We start from the raw sequence: 9,542 nt of genomic DNA on the forward strand, positions 1-9,542 counted from the left end.
CATGCCACCGACGAACGGTTCAGCAGCGAACGCCTCATCGGCCGCGCAGGGTGACCTGACCTCGACCAATGGCACCGCGTCGACCAACGTGATGGAAAGCTCCGCGGCGAAACGGCCAGGAGGCCGCCTGCGGGAACTCGACCTCCTCCGCTTCGTGGCCGCGGTGGCGGTCATGATGCACCACTTCACCGGCGTGCCCACAGGAGCCTGGCCGCAGGACGCCCGCAAGGTCTTCCCCGAGCTGAACCCGGCGGCCGACTTCGGCTACCTGGGCGTCGAGTTGTTCTTCGTGATCAGCGGCTTCGTGATTCTGATGAGCGTCTGGGGCCGGCGGGTCGGGGATTTCGCCCTATCGCGCGTCGTCCGGCTCTTCCCGGCCTACTGGTTCGCGGTCGGTCTCACGATGGCCGTCTACCTCACGACCGGAGCCGCCGTCGACTACGGGCCGGGCAGCCAGGGTCCGCTGCTCCGGTTCGTGCCGAATCTCACGATGCTCCAGACGGGGACCGGAGCACCGAACATGGAGGTCGTCTACTGGACCCTCTGGATCGAGTTGCACTTCTACGTGCTCATCGCCTTGTTCGCGTGGTGGGGCATCACCTATCCGCGGTGTGTCGCGTTCATGTCCGCCTGGCTCTTGCTCGGCGTCTTCGCGCAGGAGGCCGACTCGGCGATCCTCAAGGCGCTGCTGTTCCCGCAGTACGCCCCGTACTTCATCGCCGGCATGGCGCTGTTCCTCGTGTACCGCTTCGGGCAGAACATCGCGCTCTGGCTCTTCGTGGCGTTCTGCTGGGCGCTCACCGTCTACTACGGCGTTCACAACATGAACCCGGCGAACGCCTGGCCGGGCGTCCACCAGTACGCGATCCCCGGCATCATCACAGCGATCTATCTGGTCATGGCGCTCGCCGCCACTCATCGGCTCGGCTGGCTGCGGTGGCGTGGATTCACCGTCTTGGGTGGGCTGACCTACCCGCTCTACCTGGTGCATGAGACGGTATCTCGACCATTGATCAAATGGCTGGCCCCGCAGTTGAACCGGTGGACCGTTCTCGGAATCGCCATCGCATCCTGTCTCGTCGCGGCCGGCTTGATCTGGGCCGTCGTCGAGCGACCCGGTCAACGGTGGCTACGGGGGCGGCTCCGGAAGGCGATCGAAGAGATCCGCCGTGTGGATCGGGGCGACGCTGTCGAAGCCGGTACCTCGTCAGAGGCGCCTACCGGTACCTCCGGTTAGCGTCGTCAGCGCAATGCCCGAAGGTCGATCGCGTCGATCTCGGTACTGCACGTTCCGCGGCTGAAACGCACGGTATTGCGTCCGGCGTTGAGGGTCAGGTCGGCCGATCTGATGATCCATTCGTCCCAGCCGACGTTGGGGAACCGGAGGTTCCCCTGCGGCCTCCCATCGACGCTCAGCCGCTGGTCGCAGGGGGTTCCCATCCCGTCCGCGGCATGCGCGTACATTCGGTAACGGCCGGCGCGTGGAACATCGATGGTGAATTCCAGGTAGCTGTCGGCATAGTTGAGATATCCGACCTTGCCGTTTCCGGATGCCGCACGTGTCTGGAGCCGCACGCCATTGTTCACCGCGGCGTACGCCGGATTCTCCGCCTCCCAGCGGGTGATCGAGGACGCTGTCAACGCGGAGTACCAGCGGGCGGCCATCTTGGAATATCCCCCGGCCGTCGGGTGGATGCCGTCCGAGGCGAGGTCTCCCTTGCCCAGCGCCGCGTGCATGTCAACGGTCTGGACCCGACGGCCCCTCTGCGCCAGGGACCTTGTGATCGTAGGAATAGCCGCGTTGTAGCGCTGGGCCCTCGCCTCGTCGATGGGACGGGCGAACGGACCGATGGTCGCCACGTAGACCCGCGTCTCCGGCGAGGTGGTGGTGATCAGGTTGATCAGCATCGACAGCCGGGAAGGAGCGTGCTCCAGCTCCTTGTTCTGAAGGATGTCGTTCGTCCCTATGTCAAGGAGTACTACCTGCGGCCGGTAACTACGCAGCCACGACCGTACCTGAAGGTAGATCTGGCCCATTCTCCAGCCGGGATGGCCTTCATGGTCGCGGTCGGGAAGCTGCGCCGGACCGCTGGCCTGGGACCCCACGAAGTCAGCCGCCATGCCGTCGGCCGCCATGAACTGCCATAGATCAGTGCGATAGCCGCCGGGCACCTGAAGCCCATCGGTGATCGAATCGCCGAGGGGCATTACCCGCAGCGGCGGGGAAGCGGGCCGTGGTGCGTTCGTCGCCGAGGACGGCGGCCGGTCGGTCGGCCGCGTCTGCGACTCTGCCTGTGCCCGGCACGCCGTGACGGATCCCACGGTCAAAGCGAACAGCGCCGCTCCCATAACGGCGTTCCTAAGCCGACGATTCACATCCGAGTCCCGAGCCGCGCGGTTCGTCGCCGGGTCATGGCAGCGCTCTCCGCCACAGCGTCGGCTGCCCGCCGCGATCGTCTCGAGTCACGCCGACGGACAGCAGATCTTTCCCGGTTACGGCCATGCCGGTAAGCCATTGGTCACCCGGACCGGAAAGCCCGGTCCCTTGCGGCGTCTGAGTCTTCCATGACAGCCCGTCGGATGAAGTCCAAATGATTACATCGTCGCCGCCTCGTACGTCCATCGAGCCGCCGATGACGAATCCCCGTGGCGTCGCGGTGACGACGGTGACGGCCGAGCGGGCACGGCCTCCACTCCCCGGGGGAAGGGGGACCTGCCTCCAGGTCTTTCCGCCGTCCACCGAGGTGAAGGCAAAGACGGTCGTACCGGCGGAGGTCTTGGCGGTACCGGCGGCGGTGAGCACGTTCTGCCTGATGGCCACCTGGTGGAACGTGGCCTCGAGCATGCCGGCGGGAAGCGGAAGCTGCTGAAGCGCCCAGCGTTTGCCGTCCGCGGAGGTCCAAACGGCAGGACGGCCTCTCGGAGCGTTCTGAACCGATGGGTCGTTGAGGCCGCCGACGGCCACGTAACCGAACGGCCCGCTCACCACACTGCGCATCCAGCGTTCGGCACCCGGTGAGCCGTCCAGCGCGTCCTTGGTCGTACCCTCACCACGAGTCCAGGTCTTAAGATCGGCCGACTGCCAGACGGCCGCAGAGGATGCCTGATCACCCACGATGACATATCCGGTCGGCCCCGCTGTCACGGAAGCGGTGTCGATCTGGTCGGGATCACCTGGCTCGAACGCCTTGTCGCCGTCGACCGCCTTCCAGGCCTTCCCGTCCGGGGAAGTCACGACGAGCGGCCGCCGTGGGGCGGCACCGCTGAAACCGACGGCCACCCAACCGGCCCCTCCGGACGCCAGACCGGTCAGCTGCTGGGGTCCCGGACGGGCGAACGCCTTGGACTCCGCCTGACCGCGATTCCACTGGCGGCCATTGGACGACGTCCAGACGGCGGCATCGCCATTGGAGTTCCCTACCGCCACCAACTGGCCACCTGCGGAGGCGATCGCGTTCACGGACTGGTCGGTCCGTACGGCTCCTGCAACGCGGGTCAGGTCGATGCCGACCTCCTGCCCGTGCAGATCCCGTACGGCCAGAACGGCGTTGTTCCCCTCGGCCGTGCCGTCGCGTCCGACAAGGACGGTCGCGCCCGAAGTCACCGCCGTGCCGGTCAGAGTACGGCCGCCCGGCATCGGAACGGTCCCCGCGCCGGCCCACGATCTGCCGTCCGCACTGCGTTGCACGGTCACGGACGAGCCGGTGGCCACTGTCGCCGTCCACCCCTGGTCGGAGCCGGTGAGGCGGAGCAACCTTCCATACCCCGAAACATGAATCTCTCCGGCGGAAGCCCACCTTTGGCCATCGGCCGAGCTCATGAGGACGCAGTAGGGACTGCCGCCGCCACCTTTCTTATCGGCGTCGCGGCCGATCAGGAACCCGCCCGGGCCAAAGGCGAGGAACGCGGCGCCGACCGTGAGGCCGTTGCCGTCCGGATGGGGGGTGCTGATGGAGCCCCAATTGGCGCCGCCGTCGGTGGATCGCCAGAACCCTTCTCGGATGTCGCTCTTCTTCGGTCCGGAGGCCGTCCATCCGTGTGCGACGACCGTGTCACCGTTGGCCGCCACCCCGTCCAGGGTGGCGCGTTCTCCCTTTCCCGAGATCTTCAGCTGGTCCGCAGATATCCGATCCCAGCGTCGGCCGTCGGTCGACCGCCACACGACCGGTTGCATGTCGCTGAAGTCGCCCTTCGCGGAGGTCGTGCCGACGGCGACGAAGCCCGCCGTCGTTCGCGTGATCTGAGCCAGACGGTTGGAACCGGAGAAAGGCTCTCCGGCCGAATCCGGTTGGCGGGTCCAGTCGGTGCCGTTGCGGCTGGTCCACACCACACCACCCGTCGGTGATACGCCGAGCGCGACCCAAGCGCCGTCCGTTCCGGTGACCTGCTGCGGAGCGTCGCCGTACCGGGGCTGCCAGCCCTCGGGAGTGCGCACGGTGGCCAGCCGGAACGACCGCCCACCGTCGGTCGAGACGATGAACTGTCCGCGATAGTCGCCGTGGTCCAACTCGCCGCCTATCGCGACCACCGTGGAGTTCACCGCGGCGACACCGAGCAGTTCCTGATCACGGCCGTCGGTCTTGGCCGCGGGGTCTATGGGGAACAGGCCGCCGGCGAGTTGAGCAGCGGTGGCGGACTGCTTCTTCTTGCCGACGTTGCCCGAGAACACGATGATTCCGGTGGCGACCAGGCCTGCGACGGCCAGGCCTGCCACCCCGATGAGGATGGGTCGCAGGCGCGTGCGACGGCCCGCGCGGCCGGGCGTCTCCATCCGCCACGGCTCGTCGAACCGGACGGTCCCGTGCTCTCCAGAGGTTCGTGACTCTCGCTCAGGCGCCACCGGCGGACGTGGGGTGGACCGCGGCACCATCGCGGACGGCGGCAGGTCGAGGGCGGCCGGTTGGTTCGCTCCGCCTGCGTCGTACGCCGGGAAGCGCGGTGCGGTCGGCGGCTCCTCCTCGGCGGCGCCGTATGGAGGTGGAGGCGCGGCAGGGGAGGGCTCCACCGACGGGTCCCAGACCGGCTGCGGCGGTATCCGCCACGGGTCGGCCTGCGGCTGCGGCGCCCATTCCTGGGTCTCCGGCGGCTCCTGCCACGCTGAGTCGCGCGGCGCCGGCCTCTCGGTCTCCTGCGGCGGTGGGCCGTAGGGCGGTGGGGCCGGGTCGTTCTCCGACGGAGGTATGTACGGCGGCGAACCGGGCAGGCCCGGCGGCGCGGCGCCGTACGACGGCGATGTGGGCATTGCCCAGGGCGGCAACGGCGGCTGAGCCGGATCCGGCCCCCAAGCCGCCGGAGGCGGCGGGGGAGGAGACGACCACTCGTCGTCGGCCGGAGGCTCCGTGTTCGGATCGTCGTCCGGCGTCTTCTGCCCGGCCACGTGCACCCTTCCCGTCCATCGCCGCGAGGGCGACCCCCAACCCGACCTTCCGCACGGAGAGTCGTGGCGCAAATCTTATCGGGACAAAGCGGTCATGCGGTGTGCTTGCCTCCCGAGTCCCGTGACGACGCACGGACAAGTGGTGGACCGTCACCCACTCAGTTGAAACGGGCTCGAGCGTATTCGCGAATCGTTACGGAAAGTGATCGTCGTCGCGTGACTCGGATGGCGCAGGGAAGTGGCCGCTTCCGGCCGATCATCGGATCGCTCGAGGATGCTCGTTGCGTTATTGCAGGTGAGAGCCCTAGGTGAATCGGTTTACGCGTTGATTCGTGACTTACATCACCTCTTGCTCCCTGTTGAGGCGAAGGTCGGCGATGTTACCGTCCGTTCGCTCTTTAAAGATTCTTTACTTTCAGGGGGACGGGCGTGGTCGGCCGACGGGGTAACGGGGCATTCGCACGCGCTGGGCAGGAGAGACGGCCGCGCGCCCGAACAAAGAGGGCAGCGGGCGCGCTCGCGCTCGCACTGACGATGTCGCTGTTGTCGGTCGCGAAGGGCGGGCCCGCCGATGCGGCGGCTCCCTCGAAGCGGCTCACCGGCAGCCCGTCGGCGAAGTCTCGGGTCTCAGCGCTACGGAAGGCCCGCGCCACCGGAGAACCGACCGAGGTGCTGGAAGAGCGGTCCGAGTCGCAGCGGGTCCTGGCGAATCCGGACGGGTCGATGACGCTCGAGGACTATGTGCAGCCGAAGTGGGTGAAACGATCCGACGGCTGGATCCCGGTCGATACGTCACTCGTCCGGAAGGCGAGTGGTGTGCTGGCCCCGAAGGCGACCTCGGCGGATCTCAGCTTCTCCGGCGGTGGCGACTCGGCCTTGGTGACGATTGCGAAGGGCGGCGACAAGCTGTCGCTGGCGTGGCCGTGGAAACTGCCCACCCCGGTCGTCGACGGTGACACCGCCACCTACCCGGAGGCGATCCCGGGCGTGGCAGGAGTCGATCTCCGCCTGCGCGCAGGGTCGCAGGGCTTCTCCGAACAGGTCATCGTCAAGACGCGCGAGGCGGCGGCCGACCCGAAGCTCGCGCAGGTCCGGTTCACGGCGAGCATCCAGGGTGGCGGGTCGCTGCGGTCGGACGGCGAAGGCGATATCGACTTCGCCGATTCCGCGGGTACGTCCCTGTTCCACGCGCCGACGCCGATGATGTGGGACTCCGCAGGCGGCACCGGCTCAACGACGGCGAAGAAGATTTCTGGTTCGCCTCGTGTGGCTGCCGAAGAACCCGGCGAGAGCACCCATCAGGCGCAGATGGACGTCAGCCTGTCGGGTCAGGACCTGGTCGTCGCGCCGGACCAGACGATGATGAGGTCGCCGGACACGCAGTTCCCGGTCGTCCTCGACCCGGACTGGACGACGTCCAAGCTCGGGAGCAAGGGCACCGCATGGGCCGACGTCTCGTCGTCCGGACTTCACTCGTACAACGGAAGCGAGTGGAAGCAGGTCAAGGTCGGCCACTACGAGGGGTGGCCGGGGAGTCCGAGCTCTGACACCTACCGTGCCTTCTTCAAGTACAACGTGTCGAAGGCACTGCACAAGAAGATCATCTCGGCCGAGTTCCATGCCTTCCTGGACCGATCGTTCACCTGCACCGAGTCGGCGGTGGAGCTCTGGCAGACCAAGGCGTTCTCCAGCTCGACCCGGTGGTCGAACAAGCCGGCGCTGGTCGCTGGCTCCGAGATCGCGTCGTCGAAGACCTCGGGCGGAGAGCCGGGATGCGACGCCCACGACGTTAAGCTCAACGCCACCAAGGCGGTGACGGGTAACGCATCGTCGGTCTACCTGGCGCTCAAGGGCGGTAGCGAGAGCAGCCACTCGTACAAGTACTTCAGCAACGTCTATCTGACCGTCAACTTCGACTCGTACCCGACCGTTTCCGGGCTGGGCATGTCGAACCCGAAGACCGGGTGCGGGTCGTCGACGGCGCCGATCGTCGTCGGGAACTCCAAGCCGTCCCTGGTCGCCACCATCCTGGATCCTGACCCGGAGAATCCGCACGCGGACTTCGAAGTGTGGAGCGGAGCGACCGGAGGCAGCAAGGTCGCTTCCAAGACGACGGCGGGCGCGAAATCCGGCTCCCAGCATTCGATGGCGTTGCCGGATACCGCACTCGTCGACGGGCAGACCTTCCGCTGGCGGGTCACTCCGGTGGACACCGCATACGCCGGCACACCGAGCGGCTGGTGCTTCTACAGCATCGACAGGACGGCGCCGGAATCGGCTCCCGGTGTCACGTCCGATCTGAAGGACCTCGACTCCGGCGAGTCCAACGACGCCATCGGGCGTACGGCGACCTTCACGTTCGCGCCGAATGGGGCCACGGGCGTCACCAACTACCGGTATGCCTGGAACGACGATGCGGCGGCCGGAGCGGCGAACGCACCGTCGGTTCCGGCGGGAACCGACGGTACAGCGAAGGTGACGCTCACAGTGCCCTTCACCCCGGACATCACCTTCCGGCTGTACGTCTTCAGCTTCGACAAGGCGAGCAACCGGAGTGCGAATCCGGGCGTCTTCGAGTTCCAGCTCTCCTCTCCGTCGGGGCCTGTCGGTCACTGGACGCTGGACGAAACCAGTGGGACTGCCCTATCTGACTCCGCTGGAACGAACAATGCGACGCTGAACGGTGGTGCTCCCGGAGCATCGGGGCGAGTGCAGTCCGGAGTCGGTTTCAACGGCACCACCGACTATGCCGAGACGTCCGGCCCTGTGCTCCGGACGGACAAGAGTTTCACGGTGACGGCCTGGGTAAGGCTCGAGAACACCAAGTTCTGGGCCACGGCCGTCAGCCAGGACGGCACGCCTAATAGTGCCTTCTACTTGCAGTACTCGCTCGAGGAGAACCGCTGGGCCATGGCCGGCTGCGGGACTCGAGCGACGTCTCTGAGTCCCCCTGTGTTGAACAGATGGACGCACTTGACTGGGGTGTACGACGCGGCGGCCAAGCAGGACCGGCTCTACGTCGACGGAGCGCTGCAAAAAGTCATCGACTGCCCAGCTCCACGGAGTGCCACCGATGGGCCTCTCGTGATGGGCCGCGGGAAGTTCGACAACGAGAAAGTGGACTTCTTCCCCGGCACCATCGATGACGTGCAGGTCTACGACCGCGTCGTCTACGACACGGAGCCGAATGCGATCGACGGATCGACCGGCGGCATCGCGGATCTGGCGAACCGGCCGACCGTCCAAGAGGGGTACTGGACCGGTGACCTGGGCTCCGGCACGACCGTCGCCGACTCCAGCGGGCGAGGCCACGACGCGACGCTGAGTTCCGCAACCGCCTGGACCGCGGACGGCCAGGTCGACGGGGCGCTCAACCTGAACGACGCGAACAAGGAGCACGCCACGATCGCAGCACCGGTCGTGCAAACGGACAGCGGTTTCACGGTCACGGCGTGGGCGCGACCAGCCAGGCTCCCGAGCGGGAACGCCACAGTGCTGGCCCAGGACGGATCCCGTCGCAGTGCCTTCTATCTCGGCTATCGGGTCTTCAACGGCGTCGGCTACTGGTCGTTCACCATGCCCGCGGCCGACACCGACGACGCGGAATGGATCCACGCACACAGCGTGAGCCCGGTCGCCGTCGACGGTGAGTGGCACCACCTCGCCGGCGTCTACGACCCGGCGGCGAAGAAGATCCGTCTGTACGTCGACGGCACGCTTCAAGCCGAGACCGCCGTCGCGACGCCCTGGAACGCCGGCAGCGGATTCCACATAGGCGGGGCGAAGTACAAAGGCGCCGCGACCGACTTCTGGCCTGGCGGGATCGACGACGCCCAGGCCTATACCGGTGTCCTCACCGACACCGAGATCAACGAGATGGGCTCCTGAGTGAGGCCCGGCGGTATGCGCATGAATTCGGAACGTCACCGAGTGGAGGCATTGGTGGCACGTCGTCGGCTGAGAGCCCGTTGGATGCGGATGGTGCCGCATATCGCGGCGATGGTCGTTGTCACACTGGCGGTCAGCCTGCTGTCGGCGATGCCGGCCGGTGCGGATCAGCGGTGGAAGCCCGCAAAGGCGCGGGAACAACGGTCGGTCCCCGGCCATCGGAGCGGCTATCGGCCGGGCCACGCGGCCATGAGGAGCAAACCCAAGCCGCCGCCGA

4 protein-coding genes are annotated in these 9,542 nt (G+C 67.1%); 2 read left to right on the forward strand and 2 right to left on the reverse strand.

The genetic code is table 11. The features are described 5' to 3' along the window. Position 1: 1 nt before the first annotated feature. Complete coding sequence (locus ABEA24_RS39745; protein ID WP_345438300.1) at positions 2–1,237, forward strand: acyltransferase family protein; 1,236 nt, start codon at positions 2–4, stop codon at positions 1,235–1,237. Between the two features lie 5 nt (positions 1,238–1,242). Here the strand turns inward: ABEA24_RS39745 and ABEA24_RS39750 are convergent, their stop codons facing one another. Then, the gene (locus ABEA24_RS39750) at positions 1,243–2,349 is read right to left on the reverse strand and encodes a GDSL-type esterase/lipase family protein (protein ID WP_345438302.1); all 1,107 of its coding nucleotides are present in this window, start codon (positions 2,347–2,349) and stop codon (positions 1,243–1,245) included. 61 nt (positions 2,350–2,410) lie between these two features. Next, positions 2,411–5,377: a beta propeller repeat protein gene (locus tag ABEA24_RS39755; RefSeq protein ID WP_345438304.1), complete on the reverse strand. Its 2,967-nt coding sequence runs from the start codon at positions 5,375–5,377 to the stop codon at positions 2,411–2,413. Positions 5,378–5,920: 543 nt separating this feature from the next. On the opposite strand from ABEA24_RS39755, the gene ABEA24_RS39760 reads away from it, so the two are divergent. Continuing rightward, a complete protein-coding gene (locus ABEA24_RS39760; RefSeq protein WP_345438306.1) occupies positions 5,921–9,265 on the forward strand; it encodes a LamG-like jellyroll fold domain-containing protein in 3,345 nt (1,114 codons plus the stop codon). The last annotated feature ends 277 nt before the right edge of the window (positions 9,266–9,542 follow it).

The sequence above is a fragment of the Actinoallomurus vinaceus genome, assembly GCF_039542055.1.
Classification (GTDB): domain Bacteria; phylum Actinomycetota; class Actinomycetes; order Streptosporangiales; family Streptosporangiaceae; genus Actinoallomurus; species Actinoallomurus vinaceus.